This window comes from Hyphomonas sp., assembly GCF_017792385.1.
Taxonomy (GTDB): Bacteria; Pseudomonadota; Alphaproteobacteria; order Caulobacterales; family Hyphomonadaceae; genus Hyphomonas.
Genome location: NZ_CP051230.1, coordinates 2,971,195 through 2,992,196, shown reverse-complemented (window position 1 = coordinate 2,992,196; position 21,002 = coordinate 2,971,195). Strand labels below are relative to the sequence as shown.

Here is a 21,002-nt window from a genome sequence, read left to right as displayed (position 1 = left end):
CCTATTCATCCAGCCCGGCCTGGAGCAGCGCCATGATATTGTGGAGTTGGCGCGAAATATCTGCCTCGCTCCAGCCTGTCTCTTTCCGGATCTCCGCATAGGTCTGTCCCCTGAACCTGGTTCGCAACAGGATCTCTCTCTGCTTCGGCGTCAGACGCCTGATCGCGCGCGCGACCCGCTCGAGGTCCTGCTTTCCCATTAAGACAGTTTCCGGCGAGATTTCTTCCACATTCGGGGAAATATTTCCATTCAACGAGTTTCTGACGAAGTTTCGTCCACGTCGGACCTTGTCATTGGAATTGAGCGCCAGATTGATCGCCGTCCGGAACAGAAACGCACGGGGCGAGCGGATCCGGCGGACCTCTTCAAGGCCCGCAAGCTTCGAGAATGCCGCTTGGGCAATATCCTCCGGTTCTGGCGGACCCGCCCCATATATCTTCCGGAGCCGGCCGACGAGTTCACCATAATGCTGGCGAAAGAGATGGTTCAGGAACCTGACACGGTCGGCCAGGTCCTCCGGTTCGCCATCAGACGGCGTCATGCTGACCGGATCTGACACGATGTTCGGCGGACCTGCATGATCGGAACGGGAAGGTTTTGCCTGCATGATGCGCCTTGAACTCTCTGCTCGCGCTATTGGCGGACCAACGCGACGAATTCATGAAGGAGGATTGAAACAAATATTACAAACCGCCCCGCCTCTTCGCGCTCGGCAACTTCGCAATTCCTGTTCAACTCGTCCCCTATCACCCGATCAGAACAGGCTGCCTTGTCGCGGATCTGCAAGGGGAGCTGACCGCTGGTCTTCGGGCTCCATCTGCCAGCTGCCATTGTCTTCGAACGGGATCAGGACGGACTGGATCTGGTCGAGGCTCGCCCCTGCTTCGCCAAGCCAGGTCGGCAGGTTTTCGGGATGCAGGACCGCCGCCATACGCTTGTCGGGATCGCCGGTGACGAATTGGGAAATGCCTTCATTGGCCCCGGTCGTGCACATGACGAATTCCGGTCCGGTGTCCTCTCTCTCGCGATAGAGGACGGCAATGGCGAGACGCTGGCCGTCTTTCGGCCGGATGGTCCATTGCCGCGTGCGTGTCTTGCCGGTCGGGGTGATGCGGTCCGGGCGAAAGGTCGGGATTTCCTCGCCCTCATTGAAGCTTGTCACGATGAGAAGCCCGCGTCTTGCCTCGAAATGCGGCCGCCAGAGCTGTGAGGCCTGCAGCCGGTCATTGCGCGCATGGATGTGTTCGGGAAAGCGCCGGCCCTGGCGCAGTCCGGTAAAGCCCCAGCGCATTGGCCGGGCCCGGCGCTGCCCATCCGGCCCGAGATGCAGGACCGGCGCAGTCGCCATGGGCATGGCGATGTCTTCGGGCAGATTGCTCGCACGCGCCGTCAGCGGCTGCGAGAAATCATGGATCTCTGCCCAATTCGCAAAATACCTGAATTTTCCGCACATGAGCGCCAGTCTGGCACGCCTGGCAGGCAGGGAAAAGACGCAGGGGCCGGCACGAAATTTTCTCGTTTAAGTTTATTTTGGATTCCATCTTGCAAGGCCCTGGCCCCAAGGAGGCTTTGTCATGGCCGAAGAACATGAACCCTATCCGGTCCGGGCCGAGGATTATGCCTATACCCGTACCCTGTCGCGCAGCCGCTGGGCCTGGGAATTCCTGCGCCGCAACCGGCTGTTTCTTGCCGATGCCGCCCGCGAACCCGCCGGCACGCTGTCGGTGCGCAAGGCATGTCCGAACACATTGCTGATCCGGCCCCGGACCGACCAGACCGCCGCCGATCGCTGGGGGCTCGCCTTTTTTCCCGATCCGGCAGCCAATGGCTATGACGCCCAGGCTTTCTGGTCGGGATCGCAATTTCCCCGTCAGGTCCAGCTGCATGTCTCGCCCGCCATGCCCGGAGAGACGTGCGAAATCCGGCAACGGGCCGAAAGCTGCTGCAATCTCGTCCACCTTGTCGATTCTGCCGGACGTGAACACCTTCTGGTGCGCGGCTGGCCCCATATCGTGCAGGTCAGGTGTACGGGATGCTCGCTGCTGACCTCAGATCCGGTAAGGCTCGGCTTCATGATCAGCGGCGTCGACTCCCTTACCCAGCGCGTGCGCCTGCTGGAAGATGCATTCCGGGTCTTCTCGGACCAGCAGGAACCGGATCTGCCTGCCTGGACCAGGACCCAGCTTGCCCTGCGCAACGCGCTCATCGCCTGGGACTGCCAGCTGGCAGGCCTCTCCCTGCGCCAGACTGCGCATGTCATCTATGGCCACGCGCGGGCCGAAGCGGCCTGGGCCGGGCCCGACCGCGCGATGAAGGATTCGGTGCGCCGTTCGCGCAAACGCGCCGCCTCTCTCATCCAGGGCCGCTACAGGGAATTGCTCGCGCCGTCTGCCTCCGGTCGCAGGCGACTGTGATCGGGCCGCTCACGGGCCCCAAACAGCCTCCAGGGGCAACATCCCGCCCCGGGCCCGCTGACGCGGGGCGCATCGGATCTCCCCGGCCGACTGATCGGTATCAGGCATCCGGCTTGCCCGGCTTCGTCTCCGGTCCCATGCCGCCCCGGCCGGGGCAGCAAGGGCTGCGGGGGCTCGCCGGCCCGGGGCCGCGCGGCGTGCTTCCCACTGGCCTCGCGGCCAGAGGGGTCACGGGCGCGTGGCCCTCTCAGTATTCATCGGGGGCCGTCCCGCCAGCCGGCTCGACCAGCCATTTGCCATAGACATCGACGGCCTGGCGCTCGAAGCCGAGCTTCGCATAGAAGGCTCGTGCATCCAAATTCCCCTCTCGCACCATCAATTCCATCTTCGGCGCGCCCCGCGCAGCAAGCCAGAGGCCGGCCTCTTCCATGATTTCCCGCCCATGGCCCCGGCTGCGCCGGTCTGGCGCCACAGCGAAATAGTAGGCCCAGCCCCGATGGCCGTCATATCCGGTCATGACGCTGGCAATGAGTTCGCCCGCCTCATGTCCAACCAGAAGGGTCGCGTCCTTCGCGGCAATTGCGCGGGCGATGTCAGCGGCTGGATCATTCCACGGCCGCAGCAGGTCGCAGGCCTGCCACAACCCGATCAGCGCGTCCTTATCGGAGGCGCGATAATCTCTCACATAGAGCGTCATGCCAGAATCCGGTGGGATGATTCCCCGGTCCCGGCTAGACGCGTTCGAAAACGCTGGGGGTTGATGGGAGATCATGTACACCCGCTCCAAACGACGTCCAGCTTGAATTCAGAAAGGTGCCTTCCAACCAGAATTAAATCGATCAAGGCTTGAGTTTGCGAAAAGCTCAGCCCTACCTTAAGGATCCGTCTTTCTCGTGGGGGTGGGAAATGTTTCCGAATGGTTTGATCGGTTCCATCGAAGTCGACGAGACGCTTGTTGACGCGATCGCGGCTTTGGTCTGCACATTTGCTTTCGGCATGGTCGTCATCGTCGTCTATCGCCTTTTTAGCTCCAGATTCACGGGAAACATGCTGATCACATTTTTCCGGGTCACGGACAGGTTTCTGATTGAACGAGTTGCACCTGTTACAGGAATCCGGAAGCCGTCAGCCATGCAACGTTGGGCTCTGCTTCTGGCCTGGTTTCTTCTTTGGACTCTCATCGCCGTGTTCGCCCCCTACTGGTATGGAATGTGGGCTACGATACTGGGAGTGTTGTCTGTACTGGCCATCTATCGCGCATGGAAAAAGGACGAAACGGGCCGCCGATTGAGGGAAACTCAAAACAAGGCAACGTCTGACAAAAGCGATCTCAGCAATGAGTTGTTGCTCGGACTAATCTTTTTGATGGCATTCTTCACAATTGGTTTCTCGAGATTGGGAGAGGTGGAGGCAAGTCTCAAGGGCGACGCAATCATTCCATATGCTCAATCCACTGCTTTCGTGGGAGGAGAATTGCTGATGGCCCTGCCAATCATCGACGTATCTGAAGTCTTCGATTGGAACAATCCAAGCGGATTGGCACCTGGTGGCCCGATTGGCAAGCTTCTCCAACTTGCGTTACGAGTCTTTTTGGACCTCGTCATACTAACTACGCTGTTTCAAATTCTAGACATCATACGGCGCCAAAGGACTGGTGAGGACCTTCGTGAAATTCGGCGCATCATACGCGATGGTGAGCCTTCTCGCCGAGTTGACGAGGCGCTCACTCAACTGACCTGTTTTGCCCGCCATGGCAGCTTGAACGCTCAGCGGGAAATAGAATTTCTAATCCAGGATGCCGCGACTGGCAGCTCAGTATATACTTTCCCTCGGCTTTCCGAATTAAGCTTTGAACTCTCCGGTCTCGCCAACAAGTTTGGTGTGTCAAGATTCCGGCTTTCCGCAATAATTGCATTGGAAAAAGCAGATCGAGCAAGGACGACCTCATCAAGTCCTCACCAACGAGCTGAGACATTGGCGAAGCTCTCGGCGTTGATGCAACAATTCGCGGATTCCTTCGACGTTCCCGAATTAATTCGTCAAGCTTATACCAAAGAAGCTGCCAAAATTGCAGACGAGAGCAATGCGCTCTATGGAGGAATGGCTCCGGTTCATGCTCAGCTTATATTCCTGTCCTCGAAAGCCCAGCACGCGCGCCTGCAACAGAATACTGAACTTCTGCAGAAAACCGAAAAATGTTTGTTCAATCTAATCAAAGAGATGAGAAGATTGAAATCAAGTACCAGCCTCGTTCTGGAGGCAACGAATTTGCTTGCGGTTGTAAATGAAGCCCTGTTCTCCATGACCGGAGACGCTAAATCACTGGAAAGAGCAACAGATATTCTGAACATTTGCAGATCCACATGCGATCCAAAGACATTCCCTGACGATTACTTTGTATTTGGCCTGAATTACGCAAAGTTGGTCATAAAGAAGTGGGAGAGCGCAGATACCTGGCCCGATCGACAGGAAATAGACAAGTTAGAGGCTAATCTCAAAATGATCATGAGACATGCCCAACTATCCCATAGATCCCATGTTCGTCACGAATGTTTACTTTATCAGGTTCGACTAGACGTTTTCGTTGCCTCGAAAGCAGAAAACTACAACGAGATATTTGAAACTGCGGCACAAAGGCTATCTCGTGCCATCAAGAAACTTGATGGAACAACAAATGAATTCTGGCATCAAGAGAGTTTGCTTAGACTGGCTCAATTGAACCTGCGATGGGGAATTCGACTCAGCGAGCACAATGATGACCATCAGCTCACTAATGAAATTTTGGTGCGATTCCGGAGATCAGCTGCCGGTTATGGAGACGCCTTGAGGATAGACCGACGGCATTCGTTTGATCCCGGACTTCTATATGACTACCAGCATGCAGCGGAAGCACATCGACGGCTGGGAGAGGCCACAAGAGATGTCGAAGCGCTCGCAACGGCCGAGCTTTTGTTCACTGGGCTGCTAGAGCATTATAAAATGCGCGGCAGACCGGAAGACATCGTCGGCGCAAAACTGAAATTGGCACGGTGCTATCGCAACAAGGCTGAAGCAGGTCGATCTGAGTTACGAGCCGATCACTATGAAAAGGCATTTCTGCTCCTGGGGGATGCAGTAGTTTCGTCCCTCGCTGAAGATCTGGACAGCCCATTTGGAGAGCATGGTCCAGACATGATGAAGGAGTTGAGGGCAGTTGTCGACGCTATGCCGCCGCGAGCCCACGGAAACGACTACCAGATCCTGAAAATCAATTTGGACCGCCGTCGGTATTCGAAGGACAAAGCTGTCCGAAAACAACTGGCTGAAAGCTTGTCGCCTATGATCGGTAACCTTCGCCAATCCCGCTCAAATTCTCCGCAATGATCAAGCTGTGAACTCATAGGGCATTCTGGAACGCACGGCCATTGCTTGGCTCGACTACGGCAATTCCATGCGCAGGCAGACGGGGGTGGGCGGACGACCGGACTGCCCGGACCCGCCGCTTGCGCAAGGCGCCGGGACGAGCAGCGTCCGAATGGATGGGAAACACCCTACCTTGCCGCCTTGCCCAACCGGCTATGGGTCCGGCCTGCCGGCAGTCTCGCCGCCCACCCCCGCCTGATGCGGGAGGGAATTTGGGCGGGCAGACGAGGCTTGACCCATGACCAGACCAGACCCGGCAGTTCCTCTTGCGGTGACCCCCGTGCCCCCGGCTGAAAATTCCCCGCGCATCTATGTCGCCTGTCTGGCGGCCTACAATCACGGCCATTTGCATGGGTGCTGGATACCGGCCACGAAGCCGCGCGAGATCATGCAGGCGGTCCGCGCCATGCTGGCGTCGAGCCCGGTGCCGGATGCCGAGGAATGGGCGATCCATGATCATGAAGGCTTTGAAGGCGCCGAGATTGCCGAATATGCAGGGTTTCAGACCGTCTGTGATCTGGCGGAATTCATCCGGGCGCATGGCCGTCTTGGCGCGTGCCTGCACCGGCATTTTGCCGGCGATCTCGCTGCGGCGCGTGCGGCCTTCGAGGATCATGCGGGCCAGTATGGCTCGCTCGGCGAGTTTGCCGAAAGCCTCCATCGCGAGACCGGCACCAACATCCCGCAAGCGCTTCAGCCCTATATTGACTGGCAGGCGCTCGGCCGGGACATGGAACTATCCGGCGACATCATGACACTCCGGACCGGGATCGACGCCTTGCACGTCTTCTGGTCGCAATGAGCATCCTGCCCCGCCCCTGCCTGATCCTGACCGTGATCGAGGGCCGGATCACCGATATCCGTATCGGTGCATGCGAGCCGGACATCATCCTGCACGATTATGATTGGGGCGAGAGCGACCCGCATCCCTCGCGCGACCGGGACGGTCACGCATTCACGAAAATCAGATGGAGACAGTCCGTATGGAAGCTGGGCCTGTCCCTCTACCCGCCAGAGACGGAGACCTGACATGGCCGAGACAGAACTGAAACACATCCCGCTGGACGCGCTGCGCATTTCGAAACTGAACATGCGTCATGGACGCCGCAAGCCTGACGTGTCCGACCTCCTGCCCTCCATTCGCGAGAGCGGCGTGCGCCAGACCCTGCTGGTGCGGCGCGAGGGGCAGGCCTATGGCATCATTGCCGGACGCCGCCGCTTCTTCGCCCTCAAGGAAATCGCCAGGGAGACCGGCACGAACCCGCGCGTGCCCTGCGCCATCATGCCGGAAAGCGATGCCGCCAGCGCGATATCTGCCTCCCTGATCGAGAATGTGGCGCGCCTGCCCGCCACGGAAATGGAGCAATACATCGCCTTCAAACGCCTGCATGAAGCCGGTCAGCCGCTGGAAGAGATAGCCGATTTCTTCGGAGTGACCCTGCTTCTGGTCCGGCGTGTGCTTGCTCTGGCCTCGCTTGCTGCGCCGATCCGGGACCTCTATGCAAAGGACGAGATCGACCGGGAAACGATCCGCGCGCTGACGCTTGCGACGCCCGGCCAGCAGGCTGAATGGCTTCGTCTTTTCGAGAGCGAGACCGAACGCGCGCCAATGGGCAGGTCCTGCAAGGCTTGGATCACCGGTGGGACGACCATAACGAGCGACAAGGCGCTGTTCGATCTCGACACCTATCCCGGACAGGTCACCGCCGACCTGTTCGGCGAACATGGCGTATTCGCTGACGCAGACCAGTTCTGGCAAGCCCAATCAGTGGCGATTTCCGAGCGGATCGATGCCTACAGGTCAGACGGCTGGAGCGATGTCATCTGCCTGGACCGCGGCGCCTACTTCCATCGCTGGGACCATGTCCAGTGCGCCATGGAAGATGGCGGGAAGGTCTTTGTGGAAATCCGCCATGACGGCACGGTACAGTTCCACGAGGGACAGCTGACCTCCGCTGAGGCTCGCAAACGGCAGCAGTCTGCGAAGGGCGATATCGACGCCGCGCCCGCAGCGATCCGCCCGGAAATGTCCGGCCCGCTTGCCGAATACATCCTGCTCCATCGCCATGCAGCCGCGCAGGCGAGCCTTGCCGCATCGCCTGAGATTGCGCTCCGCCTGATGGCCGCGCATGCGATGGCCGGAAGCACGCTCTGGGATGTCCGGCCGTTCGAGCTCCGAGCCCGCAAGGATGAAACACAGGCAAGCGTGGAAGGCTCGCTGTCTGTCGCAGCACTTGCCGGGACGACGCAGGAGACCGACGCGCTGTTCAGATCCCTGAACGTCAATCCCGCCTTTCGCCGGAACGGGGATGACTATCGCCTGTGCGAGCTTTTTTCGGCGCTGCTGGCCATGTCGGACGAGGATGTGTTGAAGGTGCTGGCCAATGTCATTGCCCGCACACTGGAAGCCGGGAATGGCATTGTCGAAGCCGTGCTGCATGTCTGTGGCACCGATTTGTCAGCAGCGTGGTCGCCTGACGAGGCCTTCTTCGATCTCACCAAGGACAAACGCGCCATCAATGCGATGATTGGCGATATTGCCACTCCATCGCTCGCAGAATCCTGCCGCACCGACACGGGCAAGGCGCAGAAGCAATTGCTGGCGAACCGGATCAGCGGGGAGGGTTGCAAGGCCAATCCTGACTGGCGGCCGGGCTGGATGCAGGTACCGCCGACGCGCCTTGTCGAGGGGGCCGGGTCCCCACCTGCCGATGCGTGGACACGGGTCGCGGGACTGTTCGAAGCGGAGACGGTCGCCACGCCCGATGAGACGCCTGAACCGCAACAGGGTGGTGCCTGAGCATTCGTCTCCTGTTCAGCAGCATTATGGGGCCGTCCGGTGTGTGGCACCGTGCGGCTTCGCGCATTTTCGGTTTAGCGATGCGGCATTGATGCCTGGGCCTTTGCCAAATGCTTTCAGAATAATCGCGCGTCTTGAGGTCTCGAATGACACTGACGGGATGCAGGCAGTGAGATCTGATTTCTTGTCCGGCAGGCATGTCTCGGCCCCCTTGCTCCCGTCTTTGCCTTCATGACCTGGACGAACTGACCCGGCCCTGAAACCGGACAGACGAAGAATTTTCCCCGGCGTGTTCCACGCCTTCCTCGCGCACCAAAATTCTCCGCCCGTCCGGTGCTCCGCTTCGCTGCGCCCGCAAGGCGGTTCAGGACCAGACCAGCCCGTCCGGGCGGTCCGGCGTCGACGGGGACAAGGGGTCCCCGGAGACTTAGCCAAGGAACGAAAAGGAGACCCCCATGGCAAACGCACTCGGCTATGTCAGCGAGACCAAATCCGGCTTTGAAGGCCATCTCGCAATGATGAACCTGTCAGCAGCGATCCGCATCGAGAAGAATGCGGAAAAGACCGAAGACGGCCAGCCGGACTACCGCATCTATGCCGGAGAAACCTCGACCGAGATTGGCGGAGGCTGGATGCGCAAGGCGAAAGCATCGGGACGCGATTATGTCTCGCTCACCCTCGCCGACCCGCAGATCGGTCCCCGCCGCATCTTCGCGAACCTCGCCCCGGTCAAGGGCCGCAAGGGCCGGCACGTGATCCTCTGGAACCCGCGCGACTAGGCCCGGCCAGACCTCCCTCCAGCCGCTCCGGACATTTGTGCCGGAGCGGCTTTTTCCATGTTGGAGGTGCGGCCCGGGCCAGGCAGGACGGACGCGAAACCGTACCGGATGAGCCGCAGGCGCAGCGGTGTCGCGCGCGCCGGCGGCGACTTCGACACTCACGCAGCAAGATGGAACCGGCACTCTGTGCAGGCGCAGAATGGCGCCAGCAAGAGGAGATCCGGCACGATGACGAACTCGTTTGATGATGGTAACGGCCTGCGGCCGCGCCGGGACCTTCCGGTCCCCACGCAATGGCTGAATACGGATGAAACCGCCGGCCATCTTGGCCTCAAACCGAAGACCCTGGTCAACATGCGCTCTCTCGGCACCGGTCCAGTGTATCACAAGATCGGCGCCAAGGTCTGGTATCGCGGCAAGGACATCATCGCCTACACGAATGGCCGCCGGTTCATGGGAACCGGTTTGCGGGATGACTCCTAGAGGCCCGCTTCTTGCCATGGGTTGCGGCCTCAGCCTGATGCTTGCGGCAAGCTTCATCGACCGAACGAATCTTGTCTGGAACCGAACGAAGAGCGTGCCCAGGGGGCTCTATTTTGTCGATCGGTCAGCGCCTGTTTCGAAGGGGGATCTGGTCGTCTTCCAGCCGCCAGACGAGGTCCGGAGATGGCTCGATAATGAGAGACTTGTTGGCTCGGACTGGCCGCTCCTCAAGCATGTTGCAGGTGTTGACGGAAATGAGATTTGCCGGTGCGGGCCGGAGATATTTGTCAACGGTTCGCACGTCGCCGACGCCCTTGAAACACTGCGAACCGGCAGCGCCCTGCCCGCCTGGCAGGGCTGCCGGGCACTTCAGACCGGAGATGTCTTTCTGCTGAATGACCATCCCCGTTCGGTGGATGGACGATACTTTGGTGCGCAGCATCGCGCGCACATTCTGGGGGTCGCAAGGCCCATCTGGACCTATGGCAAACGGACGGCTGAGCATCAGGCGGACGTCGAAACGGTGGAAAGCGGGTCAGGAATGGCATCAGGGTCCCGGAGGGCAAGATTAAGGGAGTGTCACCCGGCGACACTTACCCCATTGTCTGCACATCCTTTTCTATGTGACCCGGCTCCGGAGGACGGGTGCACGGATTTGCAATCCGCTGCGCGCCTGGAGCAATGAGCGACGATTTCGACTTCGTTCCGCGCCTTGGAAAGATCAGGTCGCAGGGCAAGACAAAGCCCCAGCTGAAGCGGCTGAAACGTGTCGTCGCGAAGGGGCGGCTTAGGACACGCGGACGCAAATCCCTGGCACCGGGCGCGGTGCGTTACGCAGGACGCGGCAAGGTGCAGGCGGGCCTTGCCCGGCACTGGTCCAACCAGCGGGCCCGGCGCGTCATTGTGAAGGTGCATATTGCGCGGGCGGGTCCAAGCGGCGCGGCGGGCTTTGCAAAGCATGTCGCCTACATCCGCCGGGAAGGTGCCGGGCGCGACGGCGAGCGCGGAAAGCTCTATGACCGGAGTGTCGATGAGGCCGATGCGAAAGCGTTCAACAAACGCGCGTCCGGAGACGGGCGGCAGTTCCGGCTGATCGTCTCGCCGGAAGATGCCGACCAGATGAAGGATCTGACACGGTTCACGCGGGAGTTCATGAGCCAGGTCGAGAAGAATCTCGGCTGCCGGCTCGATTGGGTGGCCGCCAATCATCACGACACTGCGCAGCCGCATGTTCATATCGTGATCCGCGGCGGCAATACCCGGAATGGCGAGCTGCTGATCGACCGCAAGTATATCACGGAGGGATTTCGGGCGCGGGCGCAGGAGCTGGTGACGATTGAGCTTGGTCAGAGGCGGCTCAGGGAAATGGCGGCGGCGAGGTCGAAGGAGGCCGAGCAAGAAGCATTGACGGCAATTGATCATGACATTGCCTGTTCGCTGACCGATGGACGTTACACGCCGGAGACTGAACGGGGCGGATTGGTGAGGTTTGACAGCGCGGTCGTTAAACGGCGATTGCGGTTCCTGGAGACGCTCGATCTTGCGAAGCGACAGGATGACGGCCGTTGGACGTTGAAAGAGGGCTGGCAGGATACGCTGCGGGCGCTGGGCAGACGTGGGGACATAATCCGAACGCTGGCCAACCTTGAAGGCTGGAAAATCGATGCGTCGCGTCTGTATGCCCTGCCCCGTGATTTGAACTCCGCTGGCGATATCCTGGGACGGCTCGCAGCCACCTTGCCGGGTGATGAACTGCGGAACGGAACGACGGCACTGATCGAAGGGCTCGATGGGCGAGTCTGGTCAATAGAAATGACCGAGCAGGAAGCGGTTCAATTGCCGAAACCGGGAGGGATTGTTTCGGTGGGGCGAAAGGCAGTGGAGCCGAAGCCTGCGGACCGGACGATTGCAGCGATCGCTGAGCGAAATGGCGGGGTGTATTCGGAGGAGCTGCATCAACAGTCCGATCCATCGAGTTCGCCGACATTCCGTCTCGCGCATAAGCGTCGGCTAGAGGCGCTGAGAAGGCTAGGTGTTGTTGATAGAAATACCGATGGCACCTGGGCCATTCCAAACGACTTCGACGAGCGTGTGTTGCAGGCCGATGCGAGAAAGCAAGGTCTGGCTGTCGATGTTCGCTCCTGGCTGCCGATCAGAGCGCTTACTGAACGACATGCAGAGACTTGGCTTGATCGGATGGACACCGAAGTACTGGATCGCGCAACGGGTCCATTCGCGGACGAAATTCGAATGTCCCTCGGTATTCGAAAGGTTTGGTTGCGAAGCGAGGGCTATGCGCTGGATCAAAACAGTGGGCTTACCGCTAACGATGCTGAGCGTCTCAAGCGAGCTGAACTTGAGAAGGCGATGAAGACAGAAGGCGCTCGCATAGGACTATCTTTTGCGTATCCGGAAAGCTGGAGTGAATTTTCAGGGACCTATTCGCGGCACGTCGATCTGGCTCAAGGCCGATTTGCTGTGATTGAAGGAAAAGACGGCTTTGTGCTCGTTCCGGCATCCGGCCAGAAATTGAATTGGGTCGGCAGATGGGTCGAGCTCAACCGTTCGCGTGCTTCAATTCAATGGTCGTTAAGTAGGTCTAGGATACGTGAATCATGATGGCGCAAAAAGAAAACCTAGACTTGAGTGAAGACTCTCCCTCTTGGTATGAAGCTAACGACCCTAAATTGATAAACTCCATAGGCGTTTGCAGCGCTAGGCGCTTAAATTTAAGCTCGCACTGTTCCCCGTCAGCGACCATGAGACAGATCGGCCAAATTGCTTAAGGAGGATTTCTGGCACATCGTAGCCCGCCAAGGGAGCGAAGATGAGACAGAAATCCGGGCCGGAAGGATCGGCCGAAAAACATGTGAAAGAGATACGCCGTAAGACCCGGCGCAAATTCTCTGCCGAAGAGAAGATCCGCATTGTTCTGGAAGGCCTGCGCGGAGAATATTCGATTGCCGAACTGTGTCGGCGTGAGGGGATCGCCCAGGGCCTTTATTACACCTGGTCGAAGGAATTCCTCGAAGCGGGAAAGAGGCGGCTCTCCGGCGATACCGAGCGCCAGGCGACGTCCGGTGAGGTGAGCGGCTTGAAGCGCGAGATGCGGGATCTGAAGGAAGTCGTGGCCGACCTGACGCTGGAAAACCGCATTCTGAAAAAAAGCGTGATCGGGGATGGGGAGGATACCGAATGAGATACCCTGCCTCTGAGAAGCTGGAGATCATCCGGCTGGTCGAACAATCACACCAGCCGGTGAAGAAGACACTGGAACAGATCGGCGTGTCACGTCCGACCTTCTATCGCTGGTATGACCTTTACCGGCGGTTCGGTGAAGCCGGGCTTGAGGATCGGCGCAGCGGCTCCGGCCGGGTCTGGAACCGCATCCCGAACGAGGTGCGTCAGCAGGTACTGGAAATGGCCCTGGATCAACCGGAACTATCTCCCCGGGAATTGGCGGTGACGTTCACCGATGAGAAGCACTACTTCGTCTCCGAGGCCAGTGTTTACAGGCTTTTGAGGGCGCACAACCTGATCACGAGCCCGGCTTTCATCGTGATGAAAGCGGCTGATGAGTTCAGGGAGAAGACCACCGGGCCGAACCAGCTCTGGCAGACCGACTTCACCTATCTGAAAGTGATCGGCTGGGGATGGTTCTATCTCTCCACCGTGCTTGACGACTTCTCCCGCTACATCATTGCCTGGAAGCTCTGTACCGGCATGGCGACGAGCGATGTGCAGGATACGCTGAACCTGGCGCTTGAGGCTTCCGGACTCGATGAAGTAAACGTGATCCATCGCCCAAGACTACTCTCAGACAACGGACCTTCCTACATCTCTGGCGATCTGGCTGAGTATCTTGCCGACAAGGGAATGAAGCATACGCGCGGCGCGCCGTATCATCCCCAGACCCAGGGCAAGATCGAGCGCTGGCATCAGACCCTGAAAAACCGCATCCTGCTGGAAAACTACTTCCTGCCGGGAGACCTCGAAGCGCAGATCGACGCGTTCGTTGGCTACTACAACCACCAGCGCTATCACGAGAGCCTGAACAATCTCACTCCGGCAGATGTCTATACGGGCCGCGGCCAGACCATTCTGCTGGAACGTGAGAAAATCAAAAGGAGGACCATGAAACTACGGCGCTTGCAGCACGCCCAATCCGCTGCTTAACTCAACCCAGATGCGCCAGACCCTCCTTAAGTCAGGCAGCCTGAAGTCTCAAATACCTGACGACGGACACTCGAAACCTTCATTGCCTATGTGGATTCAGGCTTCGGCCTGCTGGCCGGCGATGTCGCCTATCTGACAAGCACGCTGATCGTGATCGACATCACTCTGGCGGGGCTCTTCTGGGCCCTCTCGCAGAATGCCGATGTGATCTCGGGGCTCCTGAAGAAAGTGCTCTATGTCGGCTTCTTCGCCTTCATTCTTGGTAATTTTTCGATCCTCGCGAACATCCTCTTTGCAAGCTTTGCCGATCTTGGGGTGAAGGCCGGCTCCTCGACGCTGACAGCCGAGGATCTCATGCGGCCCGGCTATATTGCAGGGGTCGGGTTCGAGGCGGCGCAGCCCTTGCTCGAAGAGATCGGCGACATGCTGGGTCCGATCGGTTTCTTCCATAATTTCATCCTGATCGCCGTCATGCTGATTGCCTGGGCGATTATCCTCGTCGCCTTCTTCGTTCTGGCGGTCCAGCTCTTTGTCGCGATCCTGGAGTTCAAGCTGACGACGCTGGCGGGCTTTGTGCTCGTGCCTTTCGCGCTCTGGAACAAGACGTCGTTCCTTGCCGAGCGGGTGCTCGGCAATGTCGTCACCTCCGGCATCAAATTGATGGTGCTCGCCATCGTCATCGGGATCGGCTCGACGCTGTTTACCTCCATCACCGAGGCCTTTGGCGGGCCGGGCGACGTGACGCTGGCGGAAGTCATGGGCACGGTCCTTGCCTCCATCGTTTTCCTCTGGATGGGCGTGTTCGCGCCCGGCATTGCCTCCGGCCTTGTCACTGGCGCGCCGCAGCTTGGCGCGGGCTCTGTGGTCGGCACGACGGCTGCCGTTGGTGCGGGCGCTGTGCTGGCGACGACGGGAACGGTTGCGGCCGGACGTGCAGCGCTTGGCGGCGTATCCGGCGCGGTGAAGGCTGGGGCTTCCATGACGGGCGGCGCTCGCACCTCCTACGACCTCGGCCACATGGCATCCGGTCAGTCCGGCTGGCGCGGCGCGGCGGCGGGTGTTGTCGGCGTCGCGCAGGCTGGCGGCGATACGCTCCGCCGGATGGCAGGACGGCCGTTTGCCTCTGTCGGCAATGCCTATCGGCGTGGCAGCGAGACGGCCTTTGCGGCGACGGGCGGTACGATGGCGGCGGCGTCCGGCGACGGGCCGTCTACTGGCTCCGCCAGCCCGGCCTGGGCGCGGCGCCTTCGCACAGACCAACGCCTGCAGCATGCCGGCGCGATCACGGTCCATGCCCTGAAGGACGGCGATAGCGGCATGGCGGGCGACAATCCGAAACTCCGAAGCGAAGAGGACTGACCCACATGGCCTTCCGGCGTACTTCCACGCATTACGGGCTAAGCCCGCATCCCGAAACGCCCTACCAGAAAGCCGGCCAGGTCTGGGACGAACGGATCGGATCGACCCGCGTCCAGGCGAAGAACTGGCGGCTCATGGCGCTGGGCCTGCTCGGACTTCTGACCGCGTCCTCTGCGGCACTTGTCTGGCGCAGCCTGCAATCGACCGTCATGCCCTATGTGGTCGAGGTTGACGATACAGGCGCCGTGAAGGCGGTCGGGCCGGCGCTTGCGAGATATGAGCCGACGGACGCGCAGATCGCGCATCACCTCGCAAACTTCATCTCCGATGTCCGCAGCTTGTCGATCGATCCGGTCATCGTCCGGCAAAACTGGCTCGCCGCCTATGACTATGTGACCGACAAGGCCGCGATCACGCTCAGCGATTATGCGCGCGACAATGATCCCTTCGCCGAGATCGGCCGGCGATCGCGCAGCGTCGATGTCGTGAGCGTCGTGCGCGTGTCGGACGAATCCTTCCAGGCCCGCTGGCTCGAGAAGACCTATGAGAATGGCTCGCTCACCGGCGTCAAACGGTTCACCGGGCTCTTCACCATTGTAAACTCCCCGCCGCGCGATGCGGAAACGCTCCGCGCCAATCCCCTCGGCCTCTACATCCATAGCCTCAATTGGGGCGAAGACCTTGTCACAGGAGACAACCAATGATCCGTATCGTGAGCCTTGTATCCACCCTCGCTTTGGCGACCGCCTGCGCAAGCGTTCCGCCTGAGCGCGTCCTCGAGGATACGGCCTTTGTCGAAGCGGCGCTCGTCGAGGAGGTACCAGAGCGGCCTGTCGAGATTGTCGAGACGCCGACCGTGCTGCCGTTGCCCGGCCAGATGAAACCGGTCGAAGCGACCAAGCGCACAGTCACGCGCGTCTACACCTCGCCGACCGAGACAATCCGCAAAGGCACGACCGAGGCCCGAATCGAGCCTTCCGTCGATGGCTATGTGAATGCGATCCAAATATATCCGTATACCGAAGGGGCACTGTACCGGCTCTATGCCGCGCCGGGCCAGGTCTCCGACATAGCGCTGCAACCGGGAGAGACACTGGTCTCGGTCTCGGCGGGAGACACGGTCCGCTGGATTGTTGGGGATACGTCTTCCGGGTCTGGCGGCTCTGCCCGCGCGCACGTGCTGGTCAAGCCGATCGCGGCAGGTCTTTCGACCAATCTCATGATCGCGACGGATCGGCGAACCTATCATCTCGAATTGGAAAGCGTTGACGGCACCTATATGGCGGCCCTCTCCTGGCGCTATCCGGCAGACGAACTGGCAGAGCTTGTGGCGCACAACAAGATCGCGTCCATCCGCGAGAATGCGTCCATCGCACCGGGCATTTCGGTCGACCGGCTGGACTTCGATTATGTGATCGAGGGCGACAAGCCGGCCTGGCGGCCTGTGCGCGTCTTCGATGATGGCCGGCAGGTCTTTATCCAGATGCCGGCCGGGCTTGCCACCATGGATGCTCCGCCGCTCTTCATCCTTGGGGCCTCCGGCGATGCCGAACTCGTCAATTACCGCTTGCGCGGCAATTACTACATCGTCGACCATCTCTTCCGGGCCGCCGAACTCCGCATAGGCGAGAAGGACCAGACTGTCGTGCGGATCCGCAAGCGGGTCCAGCGCTCGGGCCTTGCCAGCCTGTTCGGAGCCGAAGGATGAGCGAGCCGGCCCCTTTCCCCAAACAGGCCGACGAGCTGAAGCTGCGCGCGCGGCCACGGCCCGTCACGCGGATCAACCGGAAGGTGCTGATGGCAGGCGCCTGCCTTGGCGTGCTGGGCCTGTTTGCCGCTGCCTCCATCGCGCTTGATCCGCCAAAAGCCGTCGATCCGGCAGAACGGCAGGAACTTTACAACACGGCGGCCAAGCGCGCGCCTGACGGGCTCGCGGACCTGCCCGGCTCCTATCTGGGCTGGCAACCGGCTGCCGGCACGCCAAGACTCGGCGCGCCCATGGCGGGTGATTTAGGCGGCACAGTCGTGGCGGAGGAGGAAGAATGGGGCCTTGAGCCTGACTGGAATGTCGCGCCGTCAGACGACTTCCGCCCATCGGCGGAAGATGAGGCCATCCGGGCGCAAAGACTGGCGGACGCGAAGCTCGCCGATGCGGCCGGCAAAGCGGGCGTCTTCTTCGATGTCGGCAATCGGCAATCTCTGATGGGCTCAGTGTCTTCGGCTGGAGGGCGTCCGGACAGTCTCGGCTCCGAACTCCTGGCGCTTGCAGCCCAAGGCGCAGGCACGCCGGGTTTTGCCGGCGCGCCAGACCAGAACCTCCAGGCAGAGAAGATCGCGTTCGCAGCGGAGACGCGGGACGGCGACACCTACAACCCTCATGATGTCGAGACCCCGGTCTCACCCTATCAGGTGATGGCGGGCACGCTGATTCCGGCCTCACTTGTGACGGGGCTCAATTCTGATCTGCCGGGCAATGTCATCGCGCAGGTGACCCAGCCGGTCTATGACACGGTGAGCGGCGCGCACCTGCTGATCCCGCAAGGCGCACGCCTGATCGGGCGCTACCAGTCGGAAGTCTCGTTCGGCCAGGAGCGCGCGCTCCTGATCTGGGACCGGGTCATCCTGCCGGATGGCAGCTCGCTGCAGATTTCCGAGCCAGCTACGGATGCGCGGGGCTATGCGGGCGTTTCCGACCGGACCGACCATCATTGGGACCGCGTCTTTGCGGCCGCAGGGCTCGCGACTCTGCTCGGCATCGGATCTGAACTTGGCTCTGACGATGATGATGTCGAGCGCGCGATCCGGCGGGGATTCGGAGACAGTGTCTCTGAAGCCGGTCAGCGCGTCGTCGACCGCAATCTCGGCATTCAGCCGACAATCCGTATCCGCCCGGGCTGGCCTGTGCGGGTGATCGTGACACGCGATCTTGTGCTGCGGCCCTATTCTGAGGGAGGCCGGTGATGAGTCTCCGCATCGGACAACTCCCAGACCGGACACCGGTGAAACTTACCGTGTCGGTCGATCCTGATCTTGCTTCCGCACTTGCCGACTATGCGGCGATCTATGCCGAAACCTATGGCGCGGAAGAGAAACCTGAAACCCTGGTGCCTGCCATGCTGGACATGTTCCTCAGCTCGGATGCCGGGTTCAAGCGGGCCCGAAAAGCCCTTCACGCCAGAGCCAGCAAAGGAGAATAGCAATGGCAACAATCGGCACCTTCAGCCAGAAGGATGGCAAATGGACCGGGACGATCCGGACCATGACAATCAATGTGAAAGCCCAGATGGTCCCCGTGACCGAGAAAGCCGAAGGTGGCCCGGATTTTCGGATCTTTGCCGGCGGCGCAGAACTCGGTGCCGCCTGGCGCGAGGAGAGCAAGGATGGCGAGACGCCATACCTGGCCGTCAAGCTCGATGATCCGGGGTTCGAGAAGCCGCTGCGGGCCGCTTTCTTCGAGAAGGAAGAGGATGGCAGCGGCGTGCTGGTCTGGAACCGGCAGAAGCTGAACTAGCAGGAGGCGTGTCATCGTGGGCTATGGATTGCGGACAGGCGGTTTGGACTCTCTCAAGGACCTCGCAGAGGACATCTACGCCTTTGGATCCAAGTCTGGTTCAGACGCGCAAACATTCCATGACGACACGCTTCGCCAGCTTATCGCGAACAACAGGACCGTCCGGCGGCCCGAATTGCGCAAACTGGTGCCCTTGTCGGACACGACGATATACGAGCTTGAACGGCGCGGAGAGTTTCCAAAGCGGTTCTACTTGACCCCAAAATGCGTGGTATGGCCGCTAAAAGACGTTCTGGATTGGATTGAGGAGCGGCGCCGGGCGAGTGAGGATGAACGGCCGGAAAATACGCCGGTACCCGATGTCCGGCAGCGCACCAGTCGGCCCGTCCGACACTGATCCTTAGAATTGAAGCCGGTGGGCTTTGCCGATCTGATCGATCCGTTGGTCTGGCACGCCAACTTCAGACGCAACGTCAGGCCAGACCTTCATCGCGGAAATGACCTGATCGAGAATGGCATTAGCCTTGGCGCGCTTCAGTCCGCTCGTTTCACCGAACGCGATAAGGTCATCACGTGAAAATCCGTCCCGCTTGCCATTGAGGCTCATCTGGTGACGACTGGTCCAGTCCCCGCTCGGATTCCAGGCATAAGAGAGGTCAAAGGCGGGCGAGAGGCTCCAGCTGCCAGACCGGTCCATCAAGAAGGCGATGTTCTTGACGTGATCATCCTGATTGCGCGCGACGATATTGAACATGGCGCGGCGGACTTGCTCTTCGACCACATCCTGACCCATGCCGAGGCGGCGGATTGCCTGGACCGCCTGCTCATAGGCATAGGCCCCCGGCAGATTGAAATCATAGTGCGCCATAGCGCAAAGCGATTGCATATGGAGTTTGCGTCCCTTGCCATCGCGGTCGAAGCGGCGGGTCATGAAATGATGACGCCCGCCTTCGGCATGCACACGGCACTCTGCCATAGCTATCCCGGCAAGGCCTGCCAGCTTCGAATAGGCAAACTCGATCAGCCCAAACCCCATGGGGTCGGCAAGTTCGTGGTCTCGATTGTTGGACACACCATCGAACTTGATCAGCCAGGGCTCGAAGCCTTCACCACTTTCGAGCTGACCTGAGCGAAATTCGCCGGTTCTTGGGCTCCAGGCCAGAATGGCTTTCGCGCGCGCGCCGCCGGCGGAGGTTCCGACGCGGAGAATGTCTTCGATCGTTTCGCGGTCATCCTCACCCGAGAAGACACCGCCGAGGCTTGCGCGCTCGTCAAGGATACGGTTGGCGAGATCGACCAAGGCGGCGACTTCAACTTTTCTGGCACTTGTCGGATTGCCGATAATGGCCGGCTCAAACTCAAGCGCGCCCATGCCACGGCGCCCGACATAGCAAAGCCGCTCGACAGGGTTAAAGCTGTCAGCCGTGCGCCCCTGGGCCGCCAGCCATCCATCGATGAGCGCATTACCAAACTTGTCTGGCAGGCTGTCGGCAAGGAGACCCGGCAGTCCCTTGAACGTGTTGCGGGCAAGCGCGGGGAATTCATATGGATATGCGCTGAGGGGCATCGTCATGGGGGCGAGCTCAATGCCCGACCGAACAAATTCGGGCCGGTATTGAAAGACCCCGATTTCCCGGTCTGCCAGCCAGCTGACAGCCCCAATGTCGCGGCCCCACAGGATCACCCGCGCATCAGTCATCGCCCCACTCCCATTCGCCCTCATCATCAGGGCTCAGGTCTGGTCGGGCCCTTTGGCGTTCTTGGCCGCCACGCTCAATGCGCTCGACGGGCCTGACCGATGGATCTGGTAGGATGGCGAACAGATTTTGCACAATGTTGAGCGCCTGAAGGATACGGATAAAGGTATCAAGGGATGTGCCCTCACCCTTGGCAAAGCGCTCTATGGTACGCTTCGACAATCCCGTCTGTTCTGCAAGCTGCTTTTGTGTCACGTTGCGGGCAAGCCGGATCTGGTCGACGCGCTCGCAAAGTTCACGCTCGATCTCGATGCTCGAAGCCACACCCTCTTTCATATAAGTCGCCATATTTGTCGCCTTAAAGCTAATTTTTGTACTTAA

21 protein-coding genes and 1 pseudogene are annotated in these 21,002 nt (G+C 60.2%); 17 read left to right on the top strand and 5 right to left on the bottom strand.

Annotation, left to right across the window (positions count from 1 at the left end):
- Nucleotide 1 precedes the first annotated feature (1 nt).
- Both HF955_RS14550 and HF955_RS14545 read right to left on the bottom strand, forming a co-directional pair.
- Nucleotides 2-607 (bottom strand): RNA polymerase sigma factor, encoded by a 606-nt coding sequence (locus HF955_RS14550; protein WP_291076057.1) that lies wholly within the window; start codon nt 605-607, stop codon nt 2-4.
- A 147-nt stretch (nt 608-754) separates the two neighbouring features.
- Nucleotides 755-1,453: an SOS response-associated peptidase family protein gene (locus HF955_RS14545; protein ID WP_291076056.1), complete on the bottom strand. Its 699-nt coding sequence runs from the start codon at nt 1,451-1,453 to the stop codon at nt 755-757.
- A 121-nt stretch (nt 1,454-1,574) separates the two neighbouring features.
- On the opposite strand from HF955_RS14545, the gene HF955_RS14540 reads away from it, so the two are divergent.
- Nucleotides 1,575-2,414 carry a DUF2285 domain-containing protein gene (locus HF955_RS14540; protein WP_291076053.1) on the top strand — a complete coding sequence of 280 codons (840 nt, stop codon included), beginning with the start codon at nt 1,575-1,577 and terminating at the stop codon, nt 2,412-2,414.
- A 247-nt stretch (nt 2,415-2,661) separates the two neighbouring features.
- Here the strand turns inward: HF955_RS14540 and HF955_RS14535 are convergent, their stop codons facing one another.
- Nucleotides 2,662-3,111, bottom strand: a complete 450-nt coding sequence (locus tag HF955_RS14535) for a GNAT family acetyltransferase (RefSeq protein WP_291076051.1) — start codon at nt 3,109-3,111, stop codon at nt 2,662-2,664.
- 209 nt (nt 3,112-3,320) lie between these two features.
- On the opposite strand from HF955_RS14535, the gene HF955_RS14530 reads away from it, so the two are divergent.
- The 16 genes and pseudogenes from HF955_RS14530 to HF955_RS14455 all read left to right on the top strand — a co-directional run bounded on the left by HF955_RS14530 (nt 3,321) and on the right by HF955_RS14455 (nt 19,321).
- Nucleotides 3,321-5,777, top strand: coding sequence for a hypothetical protein (locus tag HF955_RS14530; protein ID WP_291076049.1), 2,457 nt, complete (start codon nt 3,321-3,323; stop codon nt 5,775-5,777).
- A 277-nt stretch (nt 5,778-6,054) separates the two neighbouring features.
- Entirely contained in the window at nt 6,055-6,618 is a 564-nt protein-coding gene (locus tag HF955_RS14525; protein ID WP_291076047.1) for an antirestriction protein ArdA, read from the top strand.
- On the top strand, nt 6,615-6,845 hold the full coding sequence (locus HF955_RS14520) for a hypothetical protein (protein WP_291076046.1): 231 nt from the start codon (nt 6,615-6,617) through the stop codon (nt 6,843-6,845). Before HF955_RS14525 ends, HF955_RS14520 begins: the two co-directional genes overlap by 4 nt.
- 1 nt (nt 6,846) lies before the next feature.
- Nucleotides 6,847-8,616, top strand: a complete 1,770-nt coding sequence (locus HF955_RS14515; RefSeq protein ID WP_291076044.1) for a ParB N-terminal domain-containing protein — start codon at nt 6,847-6,849, stop codon at nt 8,614-8,616.
- A gap of 455 nt (nt 8,617-9,071) precedes the next feature.
- Nucleotides 9,072-9,395: a DUF736 domain-containing protein gene (locus tag HF955_RS14510; RefSeq protein ID WP_291076042.1), complete on the top strand. Its 324-nt coding sequence runs from the start codon at nt 9,072-9,074 to the stop codon at nt 9,393-9,395.
- A gap of 228 nt (nt 9,396-9,623) precedes the next feature.
- On the top strand, nt 9,624-9,878 hold the full coding sequence (locus HF955_RS14505) for a helix-turn-helix domain-containing protein (protein WP_291076040.1): 255 nt from the start codon (nt 9,624-9,626) through the stop codon (nt 9,876-9,878).
- The gene (locus HF955_RS18470; protein ID WP_367279741.1) at nt 9,835-10,563 is read left to right on the top strand and encodes a S26 family signal peptidase; all 729 of its coding nucleotides are present in this window, start codon (nt 9,835-9,837) and stop codon (nt 10,561-10,563) included. The genes HF955_RS14505 and HF955_RS18470 overlap by 44 nt, the downstream gene beginning before the upstream one ends.
- Nucleotides 10,560-12,497 carry a DUF3363 domain-containing protein gene (locus tag HF955_RS14495; protein ID WP_291076037.1) on the top strand — a complete coding sequence of 646 codons (1,938 nt, stop codon included), beginning with the start codon at nt 10,560-10,562 and terminating at the stop codon, nt 12,495-12,497. The genes HF955_RS18470 and HF955_RS14495 overlap by 4 nt, the downstream gene beginning before the upstream one ends.
- A gap of 208 nt (nt 12,498-12,705) precedes the next feature.
- Nucleotides 12,706-14,054, top strand: a protein-coding gene (locus tag HF955_RS14490) for an IS3 family transposase (protein WP_095380815.1) whose coding sequence is annotated in 2 segments (ribosomal slippage) — nt 12,706-13,039 and nt 13,039-14,054 — 1,350 coding nt in all. Because the reading frame shifts where the segments join, the coding sequence is not laid out codon by codon here.
- 69 nt (nt 14,055-14,123) lie between these two features.
- Nucleotides 14,124-15,413 (top strand): annotated as a pseudogene (gene trbL, locus HF955_RS14485) (P-type conjugative transfer protein TrbL); the annotation flags it as partial.
- Nucleotides 15,414-15,418: 5 nt separating this feature from the next.
- A complete protein-coding gene (trbF, locus tag HF955_RS14480; protein WP_291076035.1) occupies nt 15,419-16,117 on the top strand; it encodes a conjugal transfer protein TrbF in 699 nt (232 codons plus the stop codon).
- Nucleotides 16,114-17,121: a P-type conjugative transfer protein TrbG gene (gene trbG / locus HF955_RS14475; RefSeq protein WP_291076034.1), complete on the top strand. Its 1,008-nt coding sequence runs from the start codon at nt 16,114-16,116 to the stop codon at nt 17,119-17,121. Before trbF ends, trbG begins: the two co-directional genes overlap by 4 nt.
- Nucleotides 17,118-18,374 (top strand): TrbI/VirB10 family protein, encoded by a 1,257-nt coding sequence (locus tag HF955_RS14470; protein ID WP_291076033.1) that lies wholly within the window; start codon nt 17,118-17,120, stop codon nt 18,372-18,374. The genes trbG and HF955_RS14470 overlap by 4 nt, the downstream gene beginning before the upstream one ends.
- Nucleotides 18,374-18,610, top strand: a complete 237-nt coding sequence (locus tag HF955_RS14465) for a DUF2274 domain-containing protein (protein WP_034768653.1) — start codon at nt 18,374-18,376, stop codon at nt 18,608-18,610. Before HF955_RS14470 ends, HF955_RS14465 begins: the two co-directional genes overlap by 1 nt.
- Nucleotides 18,611-18,612: 2 nt before the next feature.
- Nucleotides 18,613-18,924: a DUF736 domain-containing protein gene (locus tag HF955_RS14460; RefSeq protein WP_291076032.1), complete on the top strand. Its 312-nt coding sequence runs from the start codon at nt 18,613-18,615 to the stop codon at nt 18,922-18,924.
- 16 nt (nt 18,925-18,940) lie between these two features.
- Complete coding sequence (locus HF955_RS14455) at nt 18,941-19,321, top strand: AlpA family transcriptional regulator (RefSeq protein WP_291076031.1); 381 nt, start codon at nt 18,941-18,943, stop codon at nt 19,319-19,321.
- A gap of 3 nt (nt 19,322-19,324) precedes the next feature.
- On the opposite strand, the gene HF955_RS14450 is transcribed toward HF955_RS14455, so the two are convergent.
- Nucleotides 19,325-20,623 carry a type II toxin-antitoxin system HipA family toxin gene (locus HF955_RS14450; RefSeq protein WP_291076030.1) on the bottom strand — a complete coding sequence of 433 codons (1,299 nt, stop codon included), beginning with the start codon at nt 20,621-20,623 and terminating at the stop codon, nt 19,325-19,327.
- Complete coding sequence (locus HF955_RS14445) at nt 20,616-20,969, bottom strand: helix-turn-helix domain-containing protein (RefSeq protein ID WP_291076029.1); 354 nt, start codon at nt 20,967-20,969, stop codon at nt 20,616-20,618. Before HF955_RS14445 ends, HF955_RS14450 begins: the two co-directional genes overlap by 8 nt.
- Between the last annotated feature and the right edge of the window lie 33 nt (nt 20,970-21,002).